Source organism: Mangrovicoccus sp. HB161399 (genome assembly GCF_013184745.1).
In the GTDB taxonomy this organism is placed as follows: domain Bacteria; phylum Pseudomonadota; class Alphaproteobacteria; order Rhodobacterales; family Rhodobacteraceae; genus Mangrovicoccus.
Genome location: NZ_JAATVU010000008.1, coordinates 105,770 through 123,358 on the forward strand (window position 1 = coordinate 105,770; position 17,589 = coordinate 123,358).

A 17,589-nucleotide genomic window follows, 5' to 3' on the forward strand; every position below is an offset into this window, starting at 1 on the left:
GCAATTCCGCCGGGAGGGCGCAGGGAGGCCGACATGAAGACCCGCCGCATCGGACGGACCGGGCTGGAGGTGACCGAGATCGCCTTCGGCTGCGCCAGCATCGGAAATCTCTACCGCGAGACCACGGAGGCGGAGGCCGCCGCCGTGCTCGACGCCGCCTGGGGGGCCGGCATCCGCTATTTCGACACTGCGCCGCATTACGGCCGCGGCCTCTCGGAACTGCGGCTGGGCCGGTTCCTCGCCGGCAGGCCCGGCACCGTGGTCTCCACCAAGGCCGGACGGCTGCTGTCGCCCGCAAGGGCGCCGATCGACGAGGCCGACGGCTATGTCCGTCCGGCGCAGAACGACATGCGCTACGACTATTCCGGCGACGGGATCGAGGAGAGCCTGGAGCAGAGCTGCGAACGGCTCGGGCGGAGCGGCATCGACATCCTCTATGTCCACGACATCGGCGAGTACACCCATGGCCCGGCCAATGCCGCGCATATGGAGGCCTTCCTCGGCTCGGGCTATGCGCGGCTGCGGCGGCTGAAGGAGCAGGGGCGGATCCATGCCTTCGGGCTGGGCGTGAACGAGAACGAGATCTGCCTCGCGGTGATGCGCGAAGCCGGGCCGCTCGACGTCATCCTGCTGGCCGGGCGGCTGACCCTGCTCGACCGCTCCGCGGAGGCCGGACTAGTCCCGGCCTGCCGCGAGGCCGGCACCAGCCTGGTGCTGGGCGGCGTGTTCAATTCGGGCATCCTCGCCACAGGCCCGGTGCCGGGGGCCACCTACGACTACGGGCCTGCGCCGCAGGAGGTGCTGGACCGCGTGGCGGCGCTGCAGGCGCGGGCCGAAGCGGAGGGGCTGCCGCTGGCCACCGCCGCGCTGCATTTCGCGCTGCGCCATCCGGCGGCAGCCTCCGTGCTGCTCGGAACGGCGAAACCGTCGAGCCTGCAGCGCAATCTCGACGCGCTGGCGGCGGCCTTTCCGGCGGATGCGGAGGCGCTGCTGGCCTGAGCGTCAGGCCAGCTCGTGATGGCGCAGCGAGGACAGCAGCGTCGTCTTCGAGGTGCGCAGGTGGCGTTTCGCGGCCTCCTGCGCTGCCTCGGCATCGCGCGCCTCCAGCGCGTCGATGATCGCCAGGTGCTCGCCGATGGCGGCGGCGTTGCGGGCCTTCTCCTCGGTCTTGTCCCACATGTAGTGGTAGTGGAAGATCAGCGAGATGACCTTCTGGAACTCCGCGGTGAAGCGGTTCTTCACCACCGAGCTGATCGCCTGGTGGAAGCGTTCGTCGAGCTTCGAGAACTCGTGGAAATCGGTCTCGATCTCGCGCTGCAGCCGCAGATGGGCCTCGCGCAGCGCGGCCAGCGCCGCCCAGACCGGGTGATCCACAGGCGCCTCGGCCACCCGCGCCACGGCGTTCAGCTCCAGCACGCAGCGGAAATCCGACAGCTCGATGGCGAAGTCGCGGGTGAAGCCCAGCAGCATCCACCCCCCCTGCGGCCGCCGCGACACCAGGCCGAAACGGCTGAGCCCGGCGAGGAACTCCTTCAGCTCGTGCTGCGGGACGCCGAAATTGCGCGACAGTTCCGCCACCGAAAGCGGCGTTCCCGCCGGCACGTCGAAGCGCAGCACCCAGTCCAGGAAGCGCTGCTCCAGGTCGCCCGTGCCGCCCGCCTGCTTCTGCACGTCGATCCGGTCCGAGGCCCGCGGCGCGCGCAGCAGCAGCTTCTCCCGGCCCGACCAGGCCAGCAGCTCCTCTTCCTCCATCCGCGCCAGGCAGCGGCGGATGATCGTGCGGCTGACCCCGGCAAGCTCCGCCAGGCGGGTTTCGGACGGCATGGCGGCAGAGGGCGGCAGCGTCCCGCAATAATCGAGGATTTGGTTGTAGGCCTCGCGGAACCGCGTGTCGCTGCGTGCCATGGTCGTCTCCTTCTGCTGTCCCGCGGAGCCCCGCGGAACGGTATTTGTACGAAATCATAAAAAACCATTGACGGGAATCAAAGAGCCTTTTTATGTTTCAAATAATAAAAAACAGCATGCGAAAGGGAGGCGCATGACCTTGGCATTCAGACCCGCCGCAATGACCGGCGCGCGCGGCCCCGCGGCCGTCGCCCGCGTGCTGCCCGATGCGGCGAAGCTCCACCGCCTGTCCGCACTCGCGACGCTGTTCCTGCTGGTCATCGGCTTCGCGCTGGCCAGCCCGGCCTTCTTCTCGGTGAACAACGGGCTGACGATCCTCTTGCAGACCTCGGTGATCGGGCTTCTGGGCATCGGCATGACCATGGTGATCATCACCGGCGGCATCGACCTGTCGGTGGGCTCGGTCCTGGCGCTGTCCGGGGTGGCCTCAGGCATGGCGATCAAGGCGGGCGTCCCGGTTGCGCCCGGCATGGCCTTCGGGGTGCTCGTCGGCGCGGCCTGCGGCGCGGTCAACGGGCTGATCGTCACGAAGATGCGCATCCCGCCCTTCGTCGCCACGCTCGGCATGATGCTGATGGCGCGCGGGCTGGCGCTTCAGCTGACCGGCGCGGCGCCGATCTCGCAGCTGGGCGAGGCCTTCGGACGGCTCGGCAACGGCGCGCTCTTCCGCATCGTCGAGATGCGCCCGAACGGCTTTCCCAAGGTGGTCTTCCCCGGCATCCCCTACCCGGCGATCGTCCTGCTGGTCGTCGCCATCGCGGCCGCCTACATCCTGCGCCGCCGCCAGATCGGCCGCCACATCTATGCCACCGGCTCCAACGAGGAGGCCGCCCGGCTGTCCGGCGTGCGGGTCGACCGGGCCAAGCTCTATGCCTATGCCATGTCGGGCGCGCTCGCCGGGCTTGCAGGCATCGTGCTGATGTCGCGGCTCGTCACCGCGCAGCCCAGCGAGGGCGTGATGTACGAGCTCGACGCCATCGCGGCGGCGGTGATCGGCGGCGCGTCGCTCTCGGGCGGGGTCGGCACCGTTCCCGGCACGATGATCGGCGCCTTCATCATCGGCATCCTGCGCAACGGCCTGAACATGGCCGGCGTCTCGGCCTTCATCCAGCAGATCGTCATCGGCGCCGTCGTGATCGCCGCGGTCTGGATCGACCATATCCGCAACCGGCCCTGAGGCTGCGGAAGAACCGCGCCGGGACGCAGAAGCCCGGGCGCGGCGGAACAGGGAACCGTTTCCAAGGAGGAGAAACACATGCATCCGGTCAAGCTTGGACTTCTTGCATCATCGCTGGCCCTCTCGGCGGGACTGGCCCAGGCGGGCGAGATCGCGGTGATCGTCAAGACCACCAGCTCGAACTTCTGGCAGAACGTCAACCGCGGCGCCGAAGCGGCCATCGCGGCCCAGTCCGAGCACACGTTCACCTTCGACGGCCCCGCCACCGAAAGCGCGGTCGCCGACCAGGTGAACCTGGTGGAGAACGCGATCAACCGCGGCGTCTCGGGCATCGTGCTGGCGCCGTCGGATCCCGAGGCCCTGGCCCCGGCCGTCAAGCGCGCCTACGAGGCCGCGATCCCGGTCGTGATCATCGACAGCAAGCTGGCCGACAGCGCCGAGGGCACCTACCAGTCCTTCCTGTCGACCGACAACTGCGCCGCCGGCGAGCAGGTCGCGCAGCGGATGATCGAGAAGGCCGGGACCGAGGGCAAGATCGCCATCATGTCCTATGTCGCGGGCGTCGGGTCCGAGATCGGCCGAGTCGGCTGCTTCTCCGACTACATCAAGGCCAATTCCAGCCTCGAGATCGTCGGCCCGCTCTATTCGCAGAGCCAGATGGCCAACGCGCTGAACCAGACCACCGACCTGCTGGCCGCGAACCCTGATCTGGTCGGCATCTTCGGCGCCAACGAGCCGACCGCGGTCGGCATGGGCCGCGCCATCGTCCAGGCCGGGAAGGCCGGCCAGCTCGTCGCGCTCGGCTTCGACGGCAACGAGGACCTGCAGCAATTCGTCCGCGACGGCGTGCTCGATGCGACCGCGGTGCAGGGCTCCTTCGCGATGGGCGAGAAGGGGATCGAGACCGTGATCAGCATCCTCAACGACGATCCGGTCGAGTCCTTCGTCAATACCGGCGTGGTGCTGGTCGACAAGTCGAACATCGACACCGACACCGCGCAGAACGTCCTCTACTGAGCTCTCCCCCGGAGCAGGCAGGGGGCACCGCGTCCCCTGCCCTTGTCCCCTTGCGGCAGAAAGGCAGACCATGGCCCGCCCTCCCCTCGTGGAACTGATCGACATCGAGAAGCATTTCGGCGGCGTGCGCGCGGTGGACCGCGTGTCGCTCGACCTCTGGCCGGGCGAAGTGGTCGGCGTGCTCGGCCACAACGGCGCGGGCAAGTCCTGCCTGATGCGCATCCTCTCCGGCGCGATGATGCCCTCGGCGGGCGAGATCCGGGTGAACGGCACGTCCACCGTCTTCGACAGCCCCAATGACGCCCGGGATGCCGGGATCGAGACGATCTACCAGACGCTGGCGCTGGCCGACCACCTGGACGCCGCTGCGAACCTCTTCCTCGGGCGCGAGCTGAAGACCCGGTTCGGCAATCTCGACGACGCGCGGATGCTGGCGGAGGCCAGGACCGTGCTGGCCCGGCTCAACCCGAACTTCAAGAACCTGCGCGACCCGGTCTCGTCCCTGTCGGGCGGCCAGCGGCAGGTCATCGCCATCGCCCGCGCAATCTATTTCGACACCAAGATCCTGATCATGGACGAACCCACCGCCGCGCTCGGCCCCTCCGAGACCGCGATGGTCGCCGACCTGATCCGGCAGCTGCGCGACGAGGGCATCGGCATCTTCCTCGTCAGCCACGACATGCATGACGTGTTCGAGCTCTGCGACCGCGTGGTGGTGATGAACAAGGGCCGGCTTGTCGGCGCGCATGCCATCCACGAGGTCTCGAAGGACGACGTGCTGAGCCTGATCGTCAAGGGCGAGCTGCCCGCCGACTGGTCGGCGCGCAACCTGGCGGAGGCGGCGCAATGAAGGATCTTGCAAGCGGCCTGATGGACTGCGGCCTCTGCGCGGCGCCGGGCCGGTTCGAGCTGGCCGCCCGCCCGCTTCCCGAGACCGCGCCGCCCGGATGGCGTCTGGTCGACATCGCCGCGATCGGCATATGCGGCACGGACTACCACATCTTCGAGGGCAAGCACCCGTTCCTCGACTATCCGCGGGTGATCGGCCACGAGCTGTCGGGCCATCTGGCCGACGGGCCGGATGCCGGGACGCTGGTCGTGGTGAACCCCTATCTCTCCTGCGGCAGCTGCCGGGCCTGCCGGAAGGGCAAGCCGAATTGCTGCGCGGCGATCGAAGTGCTGGGCGTGCACCGCGACGGCGGCATGTGCGCCCGCATCGCGGTGCCCGAGGGCAATCTCTACCCGGCCGGAGGCCTGACTGCGGTACAGGCGGCGATGGTCGAGTTCCTCGCCATCGGCGCCCATGCCGTGGCGCGGTCGGGCATCGGCGAGGGCGACCGGGTGCTGGTCACCGGCGCCGGCCCGATCGGACTCGGCACGGCGCTCTTCGCCCGCATCGCCGGGGCGGAGGTGCACCTGATGGACCTTTCGGAGCAGCGCCTTGCCACGGCGGAGCGGCTCTTCGGCTTCGGCCGGCTCCACCGCGCGGGCACGGACATCCTGAAAGGCGAGCTGGCCGAGGGCTTCGACACGGTCTTCGATGCCACCGGCAGCGCGAAGGCGATCGAGGCGGGCTTCCCGCTGGTCGCGCATGGCGGCTCCACCGTGCTGGTCAGCGTGGTGAAGGACGACATCGCCTTCTCCGACGCCGAGTTCCACAAGCGCGAGTCCCGCATCATCGGCAGCCGCAACGCGCTGCGCGCCGATTTCGACCGGGTGATGGCGGCGATCCGCGGCGGGCAGATCCCGACGGAGGCCATCGCCTCGGAAATCCTGCCGCTTGCCGACCTGCCCTCCCGCTTCGCCGCGCTGGCCGCCGACCGCGGGGAGATCGTCAAGGTGCTGGTGACGCCATGAAGGACCTGTCCGAACGCCCCTATGCACTGCATCTCCACTCCGGGGACAACGTGCTCGTCGCGCTGCGCGCCGTCCCCGCGGGAATGGCCCTGCCGGGAGGGCTGTCCGCGGCAGAGCCCATTCCCGCGGGGCACAAGATCGCCCGCACGGCAATCGCCCCCGGCGAGGCCGTGCGCAAGTACGGCCAGATCATCGGCGCCGCGACGCAGCCGATCGCGCCGGGCGCCCATGTGCATGTCCAGAACCTCGGCATGGGCGCGCACAAGCAGGATTACGGCTTCGGCTCCGCCGCCCGCGCGCTGCCCCCGGCCGAGTCCGCGGCGGGCTTCTTCGGCTACCGCCGCCCCTCCGGCCGGATCGGCACGCGCAACTACATCGGCATCCTGACGACGGTGAACTGCGCGGGTTCGGTCGCCCGCTTCATCGCCGAGGCGGCGGCGCGCGCGGGGCTGCTCGACGCCTTCCCGAATGTCGACGGCATCGTGCCCGTCGTGCACGGCTCGGGCTGCGGCATGTCCGGCAAGGGCGAGGGCTACGACACGCTGTTCCGCACGCTGGCGGGCTACGGGCGCAACCCGAATTTCGGCGCGATCCTGATGGTCGGGCTCGGCTGCGAGGTGATGCAGATCCCCGATCTCGTCGACCGCGAGGCGATGAAGGACAGCGACCGCTTCCGGTTCATGACGATCCAGCACGAGGGCGGCACCCGTGCCACGGTGGAGCGCGGCCTCGCCATCCTGCGGGAGCTTGCCGCCGCGGCGGACCAGGCCCGCCGCGCGCCCGCCCCAGCCTCGGCGCTGGTGCTGGGCATGCAATGCGGCGGCTCGGACGGCTATTCCGGCATCACAGCCAACCCGGCGCTCGGCCATGCCTCGGACCTGCTGGTGCGCCAGGGCGGCATCTCGATCCTGTCGGAAACCTCGGAAATCTACGGCGCCGAGCACCTGCTGACCCGCCGCGCCGCCGACGAGGCCACCGGGCGCAAGCTGGTCGATCTCATCGACTGGTGGGAGGACTACACCGCGCGGAATTTCGGAGAGATGGACAACAACCCCTCGCCCGGCAACAAGCGCGGCGGGCTGACCACGATCCTGGAAAAGTCGCTCGGCGCCGTCGCCAAGGGCGGCACCGCGCCGCTTTCGGGCGTCTACAAATATGCCGAGCCGATCGGCAGCCCCGGCTTCGCCTTCATGGACAGCCCCGGCTACGACCCCTGCTCGGTCACCGGGCAGACGGCCTCGGGCGCCAACCTGATCGCCTTCACCACCGGCCGCGGCAGCGTCTCGGGCTACCAGCCGGTGCCCTGCCTGAAGATCGCCTCGAACACCCTGCTGTGGAAGCGGATGGAACCCGACATGGACGTCAATTGCGGCGACATCCTCGACGGCACCGGCATCGAGGAGAAGGGGCAGGAAATCTTCGCCGCGCTGCTGCGCGTCGCCTCGGGCGAGCGCACCAAGAGCGAGGCGCAGGGCTTCGGCGCGGTGGAATTCGTGCCTTGGCAGATCGGCGCGGTGATGTAGCCCCCCGCCGCGGCGGCTCAGGGCAGGTTCTCGGCGAAATAGATGTCGAGCTTCAGCGGCTTCGGCGCTCCGCCGGGCGCGGCGATGCAGTCGATGGCGCGCGACAGCAGCATGTCCGGGTCCTGGTCGAAGATCGCGTCCATCGTTCCCTCCAGAACGGCGCGGCGCGTGTCGGCCGTCAGCCCGTGGCCGATCAGCACGACATCCTCGCGGCCGCGCTCCTTCAATGCCCGGGTGATCCCGCCGGAAGAACCGCCGACATTGTAGATCCCCGCCAGGTCCGGCGCCTGGCCGAGCAGCGCCAGCGTGTGGCGGTAGTTCTCGCCGGCATCGTCATGGCCCTCGCGCAGCCCCACCAGCCGCAGCTGCGGGAACAGCTCCTCGCGGATGCTGAGGAAGCCCGCCTCGCGCTCGGAATGCGCGCGGTAGTGGCGCGAGCCCGCCACCAGCGCCACCGCCCCCTCGCGCCGCTGCGCCAGCCGCCCGATCAGCAGCCCCGCCGTGCGCCCGGCGGCGCGGTTGTCCATGCCGACATGCGGGATCCCCGGCAGGCTGCCCAGATCCGACACGATGGTCACCAGCCGCGTCCCCGCCGCCGCCAGCTCCGCGGCCGCCTCGCGCACCACCGGATGCTCGATCGCGAAGAAGGCGATCCCGTCCGCCCAGCCCGCATTGCGCCGCAGCGCCGCCGCCAGCGCCCGCGCGTCGAAGCTCTCGATGAAGAAGCAGCGCAGCACCGGGTCGTTGCTGCCGCGCCGCTCCGCCAGGGCGCGCAGCCGCCCGCCCAGCAGGCGCAGGTAGGGGTTGGTGCCCGCAGGCAGCAGGACCACGATGTTGGGCGGCCGCGCGCCCTCCAGCTCGGCTTCCTCGCCCGCCGCGAGGAAGCCGAGCTCTCGCGCCGCCTCCAGCACGCGGCGGCGCGTCCGCTCCTTGACGCCCTTGCGGCGGTTCAGCACCCGGTCGACCGTCGCCAGCGACACCCCGGCCCGGGCCGCGACATCGGCCTGCTGCGGGCGGGCACCGTCCGGCACATCCCCATCCTTTTCCATCAAACCCATCAAAACCCGTCATGCCGTTTTCTTTGACGGATGCTGCTCCGGAACGATAGCTTCCGTCAACAACAACATGCGAAGAAAGACGGCGCGCAGGACATCGCGCGCGACACATCGGAACGCATCAATTCTCAGGGAGGAGATCAGATGCCGAAGCTCCATCACATGACCCGCCGCACGCTGCTGGCGGCCGGCGCGGGCGCGCTGGCGGCCCCGCTGGTTGCGCGCCGCGCCGCCGCCGCCTCGACGCTGCGCTACGGCCACAACAACGAGACCGCCTCGGTCGCCGGCGCCCAGGCCGACTGGTTCGCCGAGGCGCTGGGAACCAGCTCGGGCGGCGAAATCGCGGTGCAGGTCTTCCCCAACAGCCAGCTCGGCAAGCTGCAGGAACTGGCCGAGGCGGTCTCGCTCGGCACCATCGCCTTCTCGCACAATACCGCCGGTGCGCTCGGCTCGCTCTACCCGCCCTTCGCTGCGCTCGACACGCCCTATCTGTACCGCGATGTCGGCCATCTGATGGCAGTGACCGATGTGGAGAGCCCGGTGATGCAGGAGCTGAACCAGGGGCTGATCGCCGCCGCCAATGTCCGGGTGATCTACGCGCACTACTTCGGCCGCCGGAACCTGACCTGCTCGAAGCCGGTGCTGTCGCCCGCCGATCTCGCCGGCACCAAGATCCGCGCCGTGCCCTTCCCGATCTACACCGCCGCGGTCGAGGGCATGGGCGCCGTCGCCGTGCCGGTCGACTGGTCCGAGGTCCCGACCGCGCTGGCCACCGGCGTCGTGCAGGGCCAGGAGAACCCGGTCAACGTCGTGCTGAACGTCAAGCTCTACGAGGTGCAGTCGCACCTGATGCTGACCGGACACATGTCGAATGCCGAGGTCGTGGTGATGAACGAGGATGCCTGGCAGGCGCTCGGCCCGGCCGGGCAGGACGCCGTGCGCGAGGCTGCCGCAGCCACCCGCGAGAAGGCCACCAACGCGATCCTCGACAACGAGGCCGCCGAGACCCAGCAGCTGCGCGACCTCGGCATGACCGTGATCGGCGAGGAGGACGGGCTCGACATCGGCGCCTTCCGCGCCTCGGTGGGCAAGCTCGTCTCGGACCGCTTCGGCGACGATTACGGCGACCTCTACGCCAAGATCGCGGCGGTCGGCTGATGGTCCGCGCCCTGCCCGGCCGCGCGGCGCTCGCGCGGCTGCTCTCGCTCGGCGCCGGCGCCGGGATGGCGCTGCTGGCGGCGATGGCCGGGCTGGTCATCCTGCAGGTGGCGGCGCGCAACTTCGCCGATGCGGGCCTGCCCTGGGCAGACGAGGCGGCGCGGTTCTGCGGCATCGGCCTGGTCTTCCTGGCAGTGCCGCTGCTGGCGCTGCGCCAGGTGCTGGTGGCGGTGACGCTTGGGCCCGACCTGATGCCCCTGCCGCTGCGCCGCGCGGCAGGGCTGGTCTCCGATCTCGCCACGCTGGCCTTCGCGGGGCTGATGCTGTGGAGCTTCGCCGCCTTCCTGCCGCGGGCGGGCAAGTTCCTGACCCCGGCGATCGGCCTGCCCAACTGGATCTACTACAGCCTCGCGCTTGCAGGCTGCCTGCTGCTTGCCGCGGCGGCCGCCTTCCGCACCGCGGCCGCGCTGGCGGGCCGCAGCGCCTGCCCTGCCGCCGCCGAGCGGAACGCCGGAACGCCCGCCGCCGCCACGGGAGCCGCGCCATGAGCCTGCTGCTGATCGCCCTCTTCGCCGGGCTCCTCGCCATCGGCGCGCCGGTCGCCGTCTGCCTGGGCCTGTCGGCCGGCGTGGTGATCGTCACCCAGGGCCTGCCGGTCTCGGTTCTGGCGCAGCGCAGCGTCAATGCGCTGGACAGCACGCCGCTCCTGGCGGTGCCGCTCTTCATCCTGGCCGCCAGCCTGCTGAACGCCACCGGCGTCACCACCCATCTCTTCGACCTCGTGCGCATGGTCTTCGGCCGCATCCGCGGCGCCGTCGCCCAGGTCAGCGTCTTCGTCTCGCTGATCTTCTCGGGCGTCTCCGGCGCGGCGCTGGCCGATATCGGCGCGCTCGGCGCGATCCAGATCAACCAGATGAAGGCCCAGGGCTACCGCGAGGATTTCGCCGCCGGGCTGACCGTCGCGGCCGCCACGATCGGCCCGATCTTCCCGCCGTCGATCCCGCTGATCATCTATGCCTCGGTCGCCAACGTCTCGGCGGTCAAGCTGCTGCTGGCGGGGATCGTCCCGGCGCTGCTGCTGACGCTGCTGCTGATGGCGCAGGTAGCGCTGGTCGCCCGGATGAAGGGCCTGCCCCGCGACACCCTGCGCCCGGCCCGCCGCGAGGTGGCCCGCAAGGCGGCCGTCTCCCTGCCCGCGCTGCTCGCCCCTGCGCTGCTGATCGGCGGGCTGATGAGCGGCTGGTTCGGCCCGACCGAGGTGGCCGGCGTCACCGTGGCCTATGCGCTGTTCATCGGCTTCGCCGTCTACCGCAGCCTGACGGTCCGGGCAGTGCTCGGCGCGCTGCGCGAGACGGTAGAGGCCACGGCGAACATCCTCTTCGTGGTTGCCGCCGCGGCGCTCTTCGCCTGGGTGCTGACCCTCGACCAGGTGCCGATGAAGGCCTCCGCCTTCCTGCTCGGCCTGTCGGAGAACCCGCTGGTGCTGCTGCTGATCGTCAATGTCTTCCTTCTGGCGGTGGGGATGGTGCTGGAAAGCATCGCCGCCATCCTGATCATCGCCCCGATCGTCGCGCCGGCGCTGGCCGCCGCCGGAGTCGATCCGCTGCAGCTGGGCATCGTCTTCGTGCTGAACCTGATGATCGGGCTGCTGACGCCGCCCGTGGGCATGAGCCTCTACATGATCACCGTGATCACCGGCATGCCGGTGGCGCGGGTGATCGCCGGGGTGATGCCCTTCTTCCTGCCGCTCTTGCTGTCGCTGCTGGTGGTTTCCGCCGTGCCGGCGCTCTCGACCTGGCTTCCCGAACTCCTGATGAACTGAGGTATCCGATGAGCACTCTCCTGGGCCCCATCCGCCAGCTCGGCTACGTGGTCGACGACATCGAGGCCGCCATGGCGCACTGGTCGGACGCGATGGGCGTCGGGCCGTGGTTCTACAACCCGCAGGTCCCGATCGAGGACTATGTCTTCGAGGGCGAAAGCTACCGCCCGCACAACTCGGTGGCGCTGGCCAATTCCGGCGGCATGCAGGTCGAGCTGATCCAGACCCGCAACGACGTGCCCTCCTGCTACCGCGACTTCATGCAGAAGGGGCTGCGCGGGCTGCAGCATGTCGCCTTCTGGACCCGCGACTACGATGCCGACCTGGCGCGGATGGAGGCGCAGGGCTTCACCGTCAGGATGTCCGGCTGCGTCGGGCGCAACGGCCGCTTCGCCTATTTCGCCGAGGAGCACCATCCCGGCACCTGCATCGAGCTGTCGGAGGTGCTCGGCCCCAAGGGCACGATGTTCGACCTGATCCGCGATGCCTCCGAGGGATGGGACGGCAGCGACCCGGTCCGGCCCTTCCCCGACCTTTCCGCGCTCTGAGGCCAAGATGGACCGGATCACCGCCGACTACCTGCTGGAGACCCCCTTCCCGCCCGCCGAGGTCGCCGCCATGATGGCGGGCGAGCAATCCTCGGGCACCTTCGTGCGGGTCGCGGGCGAGACCGACGCGCTGCGCGCCCGCACCGCCGCCGAGGTGGTCTCGCTCGAGGAGCTGGAGCCCGCCCCCGCCGCCTCGCTCCACTCCGCCTATGCCGCGCGCAAGGGCGCCGCCGCGCCGTTCCGACGGGCGAAGGTGCGCATCGCCTACCCGGCCGCCAATGTCGGGCCCAACCTGCCGACCCTGGCCGCCACGGTAGCGGGAAATCTCTACGACCTCGGCGAGGTCACCGGGCTGCGGCTGCTGTCGGTCGGCCTGCCTGCCGCCGTCCGCGCGGGATTTCCCCTGCCGCTGCAGGGCATCGCCGGCACCCGCGCCTCGGCAGGCGTGGCCGCGGGACCGCTCTTCGGCACGATCATCAAGCCCAATGTCGGGCTCGGCCCGGCCGAGATCGCCGCCCTGGTCGACCAGCTCTGCGCCGCAGGGGTGGATTTCATCAAGGATGACGAGATCTGCGCCGATCCCGCGAGCGCGCCCCTGGCCGAGCGCGTGCCGGCCGTCATGGCGGTGATCCGCAAATGGCGCGACCGCACCGGGCGGCTGGTGATGATGGCCTTCAACATCACCGGCGAGACCGACGCGATGCGCCGCCATGCCGATCTGGTCGAGGCCGAGGGCGGCAGCTGCGTCATGGCCAGCCTCAACTGGTGCGGACTTTCGGGGATGGAGACGCTGCGACGCCACACGCCACTGGCGATCCACGGCCACCGCAACGGCTACGGCGCGATGGGTCGGCACCCGGCGCTCGGCATCGGCTTCGCGGCCTACCAGGCGCTATACCGGCTCGCCGGGATCGACCACATGCATGTCCACGGCATCGGCGGCAAGTTCGCCGACACGGCGGAGGAGGTGGCCGAGGCCGCCCGGCTCTGTCTCGCCCCGCTCTGCCCGGAGGGGCCGGACGACCGCGTGATGCCCGCCTTCTCCTCTGGGCAATGGGCCGGGACGCTGCCGCAGACGCTGGACGCGGCCGGATCGCCGGACTTCATGTTCATGTGCGGCGGCGGCATCCTCGCCCATCCCGGCGGCCCGGCGGCGGGCATCGCCTCGCTGCGCGAGGCGCATGACGTGCTCGCCTCGGGCGGGTCGCTGGCCGCGGCAGCGGCGCGGCGGCCGGCGCTGCAGGCCGCGCTCGACTTCTTCGGGGCGCGCTGAGATGGCGGTGCAGACCGTCTTTCTCGGCGACGACTTCACCGGCGCCTCGGACAGCCTCGCCACCTATGCGCGCGCCGGGCTGCGGGCGCGGCTCGACCTCTCGGGCGCTGCGCAAGGCACGGCCGGGCTCGACGTGCTGGGCCTGGCCACCGACCTGCGTTCGCTTGCGCCCTCGGAAGCGGAGGCGGCCGTTGCCCGGCTCTGGCCCCGCATCGCTGCCGCTGCGCCGCGGGCGCTGCACCTCAAGGTCTGCTCCACCTTCGACTCCGCGCCGCAGACCGGGTCGATCGGCGCCGTGGCGCGGGCGCTCGCCGCCCGCTTCCGTCCCGACGTGCTGGCGGTGATCGGCGGACAGCCGGATCTGGGACGCCACTGCGCCTTCGGCACGCTCTTCGCCCGCGGCCCGGACGGCGCGGTGCACCGCATCGACCGGCACCCGGTGATGAGCCGCCACCCCGTCACCCCGATGCTGGAGGCCGACCTGCGCCGCCATCTGGCCCTGCAGGGACTCGATGGCCTCGGCCTCGTTGCCCTGCCCGCCCTCGCCGACACGGCGGCAGCGGCCGCGCGGCTGCAGGCTGGGCCGGTTCTGGTCGATGCAGCCTGCGACGGCGACCTCGTGCTGATCGCCGCCGCGCTGCGCCGCGCGGGCGGCAGGCAGCTGCTGGTCGGCGCCAGTTCGGTGGCCCGCATCCTCGGCGGCGGCGGCAGTGCCGGCGTGGCCCCGCCATGCGCCGCGCCGACGTCGCCGGGGATCTTCGCCTTCGCGGGCAGCCGCTCGTCCGTCACGGCTGCGCAGGTCGCCGGGGCCACCGCCTATGCGCGCCTGCCGCTTCCGCCCGGCGCGCTCGGCGACGGCGCTTCGGCGGCCGAGGCCGCCGCCCTGCTGCGCGGCGGCACGCCGGTGCTGGCCCATCTGCTGCCCGATGCAGGCTACGGCCTCTCCCCCGGCGCATTGGCGGACCGCTGCAGCGACTTTGTCTGCGCCGTGATGGAACAGGCCGGGGCGGGCTGGCTCGGACTGGCGGGCGGCGACACTTCGAGCCGCATCTGCGCGAGGCTGGGCTTTTCCTCGCTGGCCTACCGGCGCAGCCTCGGCCCCGGCGTACCGGTCTGCGCCGCCAGCCATGCCGATCCGCGCCTTCACCGCATGCGGATCATGCTGAAGGGCGGCCAGATGGGCGCGCCCGGACTGTTCGACGCCTTCGCTTCCATGGCTGCCGCGACCCGGCCGCACCCCGCGGAGCAACCGCTCCGAAGCGATGCCACCCGCAACCGTGGCGGCGCTTTCATCTGAAACGCGAATGACAACCGCCGCATCGCGGCGCCACCTCCCATGTCCGGTAAGTCCGCCGCAACGACACGCGGCCTCATGGGACCGGTCCAAAACCGCGGGCCGCCTAGTTCTCGGTGGTGAGGATGGCCGTGTCGATGCGGTAGCCGCCGAGCCCGCCCCGGGCCTGCACTGCGGCGAGCGCGTCGGCATAGCTTTCGGCGGATTCCGTCACCGGCCGGAATTCGTCGAAGATCCGGTCCCTGGTAAACAGCACGAGGATCTTCGACTTGCCCAGGACGCTGTCATCCACGGTGAAGGCGATCACCCCCTCGGCCGCCCGCGCGGCCGGATAGGCGACGCGGACCCAGCCGTCCTCCGCTTCCGCGCGCAGCGCGGAAACCGCGTTGTCCGGACGCAGCCGGTTCGGCAGCATGTGGAACACCACGCCCTTCACGTCGACGATCGACACCCAGAGATAGCCGTCGCCCAGATCCTCCGGCAGGCGGATGTCGATCACCGGGTTGTCGCCGACGTGGTAGACCGCCGACGGGTTGTCCGCCCCGCTGCCGCCATCGCCGAAGCGGATCGCGACATTTCCCGGCGCCGCTTCCGGCAGGACCGCATCCACCCGGCAGAGGCTGTCATTGAGGATCGCGGCATCGACCCGCACCGGACGGTCGCCCGCCACGCCCTGCAGCGCCGCCTCCAGCGCGGTCCGGCTGTCCGTACCGGCCAGCTGGCCGGTCACCGCCACGGCATCGTTCAGGCCGTAGCCGCCGGCGGGCGGCGCCTCCAGCTGCAGCGGACCGCAATCGGCATTGGCTGCCAGGACCGGGTCCAGCGCAGCGGCTGGCAGCAGCCGCGGCCCGAGGCCGATCCGCGCCGAAACTTCCAGCCCGGCGGGCGCGCCCGCGCCGAACGCGGCCTCGGCCTCGGATTGCGCCTGCCGCGTCGGGGCGAGCCCGGCCACGTTCACCCGCGGTCCCAGCGCCGAGATGCGGAATTCCTCCAGCGGGCCGGCATCGGCCAGAAGCGCCAGCATGCCCTCGCCCCAGCCATCGGGAATGTCGCCGGAGGCCAGAGTCAGGTCGGAGGTGCCGCCGAGCTCCTGCATCTGCACCGCGAGCGCCTGGAGCATCTCTTCGGAGGGAACATTGCCGACCGCACGGGTTTCGCCGTCCGGGCGCCGCTCGATGATCAGCGCATAGGGATCGGCAACCGGATAGGCGGGGCCGGTCAGCCCGTCGAGCAGGCCGCCGTACCAGGCGCCCGCCCCGGCCGCAGCCAGCAGCAGGGCCAGCCCCGCCGCAGCCAGCCCGCCGCGGCCCCTGCGCGGCGCGGGACCAGCGGAAGCGGGCGCCGCCGACGGCTCCGGGGCAGGCGCGGCCATGGCCGGGGCGATCACGGTGGCGTCGCCGGACAAAAGCTCGTCCAGCAGGTCCGGCTCCGGTTCGGGCAGAGGCGGCACGCTGTCCGGATCGCGGAAGGCGGACAGAAGCTCCTCGGCGCTCTGGAACCGGTCCTCCGGATCGGGCGCGGTCATCTTGCCCAGCAGGCGCCGCAGCGGTTCCGGCACGCCCTCCAGATCCAGCGGCGCGCGCTTCCTCTCCAGCACTTCCATCGGGTTGCGGCCGATCTCGGGCTTGCGGCCCCGGAAGGTGGCCAGCAGCAGCGCGCCCAGCGAATAGATGTCGGTCCGCGGATCGGCCTTGCCGGCCAGCTGCTCGGGCGCGGCATAGGCGTATTTCCCGGCGAACTTGTCGCCGACGATCGTCTCGGCGCCCGGATTGGTGTCCTTGGCGATGCCGAAATCGATGATCACCGCCTCGGCGGGCGATCCGCCCTTGAGGATGATGTTGTCCGGCGACAGGTCGCGATGGACGATGTTGCGCGCGTGCGCCGCGGCGAGCCCGCCCGCGATCCGCTGCCCGGCGGTCATCAGCTCGTCCGCCGTCATGCCGCCCGAGGCCAGCCGGGAATCCATCCCGGGGCCCTCGACGTAGTCCATGACAAGGTAGACGACGCCATCCGCCATCCGCTGGGCATCGAAATAGCGCACCACCGCGTCATGGCGGATTTCGCGGACATCCTCCTCGCGGGTCATCAGCGACAGGAAATCCTCGTCGCGGGCGAATTCCGCCCGCAGCGCCTTCACCGCGACGACGCGGCCGGAGATTTCCGAGCGCGCCTTGTAGACTTCCGAGACGCCCCCCCGACCGAGCAGCGCCTCGATGCGGTAGGTGTTGTTCAGGAGGTCGCCTGGCTGGAAGATATCGCCGGAGTCCCGGCCGGTCGTGGACACGCCTGACGGCTCCCTCTAGCTCACCGGGCTCAGCTGAGCGCCTGGAATTCCACCCGGCGGTTCTCGTCCGCGTTGGGGTCGAGATTTTCGAGCGGGAAGCCCTCGCCGACGCCCACCGCCTCGAGCCGCTCCGGCGCGATGCCGCAATCGTTGACCAGATGGCGCTTCACCTCCGCCGCGCGCAGCTGCGAGAGCTGCTCGTTGTAGCTGGCCGAGCCCGAGGCATCGGTATGGCCGACCACGCGGAAGGACACGCTGTCCATCTTCTGCATCACTTCGCAGAGGGTCGAGAGCTTGGGCTTCTGGTCGTCGCGCAGGGCGGCGCTGTCGAAGTCGAAGCGGATCTGGATGTTGACCTGCTCCTCAGGGGCGAGCGCCACATAGGTCGGGGTCTCTTCGGCAGCAGGCCCCGGCGCCGCTTCGGGGGCGGCCTCCGGCGCGGCGGTCACGGTGGTGCCGCCGGGCGCCGCCGCTTCGGCCGCGGCCTCCTCGCCGGGCTGCACCAGCACCAGTCCGCGGGTCTTCTGCTTCTGGAAGATCGCCTCCAGCTCGTCCGCGCTCAGGCTGCTGGCATCGGATTGCTGCGCCCGGACCGGACCGGCCGCGGCAAGCGCGGCACACAGCACGATCCCCAGTCCATGAAATGCATATCTCGGCATCTGGGACCTCCCTCCCT

General features: G+C 70.8%; 16 protein-coding genes. 12 read left to right on the plus strand and 4 right to left on the minus strand.

The annotated features are described in order from the left end of the window. Positions 1-33 precede the first annotated feature (33 nt). Positions 34-999 carry an aldo/keto reductase gene (locus tag HCC78_RS06560; RefSeq protein WP_172327943.1) on the plus strand — a complete coding sequence of 322 codons (966 nt, stop codon included), beginning with the start codon at positions 34-36 and terminating at the stop codon, positions 997-999. A gap of 3 nt (positions 1,000-1,002) precedes the next feature. Here the strand turns inward: HCC78_RS06560 and HCC78_RS06565 are convergent, their stop codons facing one another. Next, positions 1,003-1,905 (minus strand): GntR family transcriptional regulator, encoded by a 903-nt coding sequence (locus HCC78_RS06565; protein WP_172327944.1) that lies wholly within the window; start codon positions 1,903-1,905, stop codon positions 1,003-1,005. A 139-nt stretch (positions 1,906-2,044) separates the two neighbouring features. Here HCC78_RS06565 and HCC78_RS06570 point away from each other — a divergent pair, with 139 nt between their 5' ends. The 5 genes from HCC78_RS06570 to HCC78_RS06590 all read left to right on the plus strand — a co-directional run bounded on the left by HCC78_RS06570 (position 2,045) and on the right by HCC78_RS06590 (position 7,479). Next, positions 2,045-3,082, plus strand: coding sequence for an ABC transporter permease (locus tag HCC78_RS06570; RefSeq protein ID WP_216671053.1), 1,038 nt, complete (start codon positions 2,045-2,047; stop codon positions 3,080-3,082). A 78-nt stretch (positions 3,083-3,160) separates the two neighbouring features. Further along, positions 3,161-4,099 carry an ABC transporter substrate-binding protein gene (locus HCC78_RS06575; protein WP_172327945.1) on the plus strand — a complete coding sequence of 313 codons (939 nt, stop codon included), beginning with the start codon at positions 3,161-3,163 and terminating at the stop codon, positions 4,097-4,099. Positions 4,100-4,169: 70 nt separating this feature from the next. Continuing rightward, positions 4,170-4,949 carry an ATP-binding cassette domain-containing protein gene (locus tag HCC78_RS06580; RefSeq protein ID WP_172327946.1) on the plus strand — a complete coding sequence of 260 codons (780 nt, stop codon included), beginning with the start codon at positions 4,170-4,172 and terminating at the stop codon, positions 4,947-4,949. Then, positions 4,946-5,956, plus strand: a complete 1,011-nt coding sequence (locus HCC78_RS06585; RefSeq protein WP_253949072.1) for a zinc-binding alcohol dehydrogenase family protein — start codon at positions 4,946-4,948, stop codon at positions 5,954-5,956. Before HCC78_RS06580 ends, HCC78_RS06585 begins: the two co-directional genes overlap by 4 nt. Further along, on the plus strand, positions 5,953-7,479 hold the full coding sequence (locus HCC78_RS06590) for a UxaA family hydrolase (protein WP_172327947.1): 1,527 nt from the start codon (positions 5,953-5,955) through the stop codon (positions 7,477-7,479). The genes HCC78_RS06585 and HCC78_RS06590 overlap by 4 nt, the downstream gene beginning before the upstream one ends. A gap of 17 nt (positions 7,480-7,496) precedes the next feature. Here the strand turns inward: HCC78_RS06590 and HCC78_RS06595 are convergent, their stop codons facing one another. Beyond that, positions 7,497-8,528 (minus strand): LacI family DNA-binding transcriptional regulator, encoded by a 1,032-nt coding sequence (locus tag HCC78_RS06595; RefSeq protein WP_172327948.1) that lies wholly within the window; start codon positions 8,526-8,528, stop codon positions 7,497-7,499. A gap of 150 nt (positions 8,529-8,678) precedes the next feature. Between HCC78_RS06595 and HCC78_RS06600 the strand changes: the two genes are divergently transcribed. Genes HCC78_RS06600 through HCC78_RS06625 form a run of 6 tightly spaced genes read left to right on the plus strand, consistent with a single transcriptional unit; the run spans position 8,679 to position 14,632 of the window. Then, positions 8,679-9,692: a TRAP transporter substrate-binding protein gene (locus HCC78_RS06600; protein WP_172327949.1), complete on the plus strand. Its 1,014-nt coding sequence runs from the start codon at positions 8,679-8,681 to the stop codon at positions 9,690-9,692. Beyond that, positions 9,692-10,240: a TRAP transporter small permease gene (locus tag HCC78_RS06605; RefSeq protein WP_172327950.1), complete on the plus strand. Its 549-nt coding sequence runs from the start codon at positions 9,692-9,694 to the stop codon at positions 10,238-10,240. Before HCC78_RS06600 ends, HCC78_RS06605 begins: the two co-directional genes overlap by 1 nt. After that, positions 10,237-11,514 (plus strand): TRAP transporter large permease, encoded by a 1,278-nt coding sequence (locus tag HCC78_RS06610; RefSeq protein ID WP_172327951.1) that lies wholly within the window; start codon positions 10,237-10,239, stop codon positions 11,512-11,514. Before HCC78_RS06605 ends, HCC78_RS06610 begins: the two co-directional genes overlap by 4 nt. An 8-nt stretch (positions 11,515-11,522) precedes the next feature. Then, the gene (locus tag HCC78_RS06615; protein ID WP_172327952.1) at positions 11,523-12,062 is read left to right on the plus strand and encodes a VOC family protein; all 540 of its coding nucleotides are present in this window, start codon (positions 11,523-11,525) and stop codon (positions 12,060-12,062) included. A 7-nt stretch (positions 12,063-12,069) separates the two neighbouring features. Further along, positions 12,070-13,335 carry a RuBisCO large subunit C-terminal-like domain-containing protein gene (locus tag HCC78_RS06620; RefSeq protein WP_172327953.1) on the plus strand — a complete coding sequence of 422 codons (1,266 nt, stop codon included), beginning with the start codon at positions 12,070-12,072 and terminating at the stop codon, positions 13,333-13,335. A gap of 1 nt (position 13,336) precedes the next feature. Next, positions 13,337-14,632, plus strand: a complete 1,296-nt coding sequence (locus tag HCC78_RS06625; RefSeq protein ID WP_172327954.1) for a four-carbon acid sugar kinase family protein — start codon at positions 13,337-13,339, stop codon at positions 14,630-14,632. A gap of 103 nt (positions 14,633-14,735) precedes the next feature. Here HCC78_RS06625 and HCC78_RS06630 read toward each other — a convergent pair whose 3' ends face one another. Both HCC78_RS06630 and HCC78_RS06635 read right to left on the minus strand, forming a co-directional pair. Then, on the minus strand, positions 14,736-16,913 hold the full coding sequence (locus HCC78_RS06630; RefSeq protein ID WP_172327955.1) for a protein kinase: 2,178 nt from the start codon (positions 16,911-16,913) through the stop codon (positions 14,736-14,738). 29 nt (positions 16,914-16,942) lie between these two features. After that, entirely contained in the window at positions 16,943-17,572 is a 630-nt protein-coding gene (locus HCC78_RS06635; protein WP_172327956.1) for an OmpA family protein, read from the minus strand. Positions 17,573-17,589 lie beyond the last annotated feature (17 nt).

Bases quoted from the DNA above. Each gene is read 5' to 3' on its own strand.
- HCC78_RS06580 (WP_172327946.1), top strand. From the start codon at position 4,170: ATGGCCCGCCCTCCCCTCGTGGAACTGATCGACATCGAGAAGCATTTC.
- HCC78_RS06635 (WP_172327956.1), bottom strand. From the start codon at position 17,572: ATGCCGAGATATGCATTTCATGGACTGGGGATCGTGCTGTGTGCCGCG.
- HCC78_RS06620 (WP_172327953.1), top strand. From the start codon at position 12,070: ATGGACCGGATCACCGCCGACTACCTGCTGGAGACCCCCTTCCCGCCC.
- HCC78_RS06585 (WP_253949072.1), top strand. From the start codon at position 4,946: ATGAAGGATCTTGCAAGCGGCCTGATGGACTGCGGCCTCTGCGCGGCG.
- HCC78_RS06600 (WP_172327949.1), top strand. From the start codon at position 8,679: ATGCCGAAGCTCCATCACATGACCCGCCGCACGCTGCTGGCGGCCGGC.
- HCC78_RS06595 (WP_172327948.1), bottom strand. From the start codon at position 8,528: ATGGAAAAGGATGGGGATGTGCCGGACGGTGCCCGCCCGCAGCAGGCC.
- HCC78_RS06625 (WP_172327954.1), top strand. From the start codon at position 13,337: ATGGCGGTGCAGACCGTCTTTCTCGGCGACGACTTCACCGGCGCCTCG.
- HCC78_RS06560 (WP_172327943.1), top strand. From the start codon at position 34: ATGAAGACCCGCCGCATCGGACGGACCGGGCTGGAGGTGACCGAGATC.
- HCC78_RS06605 (WP_172327950.1), top strand. From the start codon at position 9,692: ATGGTCCGCGCCCTGCCCGGCCGCGCGGCGCTCGCGCGGCTGCTCTCG.
- HCC78_RS06610 (WP_172327951.1), top strand. From the start codon at position 10,237: ATGAGCCTGCTGCTGATCGCCCTCTTCGCCGGGCTCCTCGCCATCGGC.
- HCC78_RS06565 (WP_172327944.1), bottom strand. From the start codon at position 1,905: ATGGCACGCAGCGACACGCGGTTCCGCGAGGCCTACAACCAAATCCTC.
- HCC78_RS06575 (WP_172327945.1), top strand. From the start codon at position 3,161: ATGCATCCGGTCAAGCTTGGACTTCTTGCATCATCGCTGGCCCTCTCG.
- HCC78_RS06615 (WP_172327952.1), top strand. From the start codon at position 11,523: ATGAGCACTCTCCTGGGCCCCATCCGCCAGCTCGGCTACGTGGTCGAC.
- HCC78_RS06590 (WP_172327947.1), top strand. From the start codon at position 5,953: ATGAAGGACCTGTCCGAACGCCCCTATGCACTGCATCTCCACTCCGGG.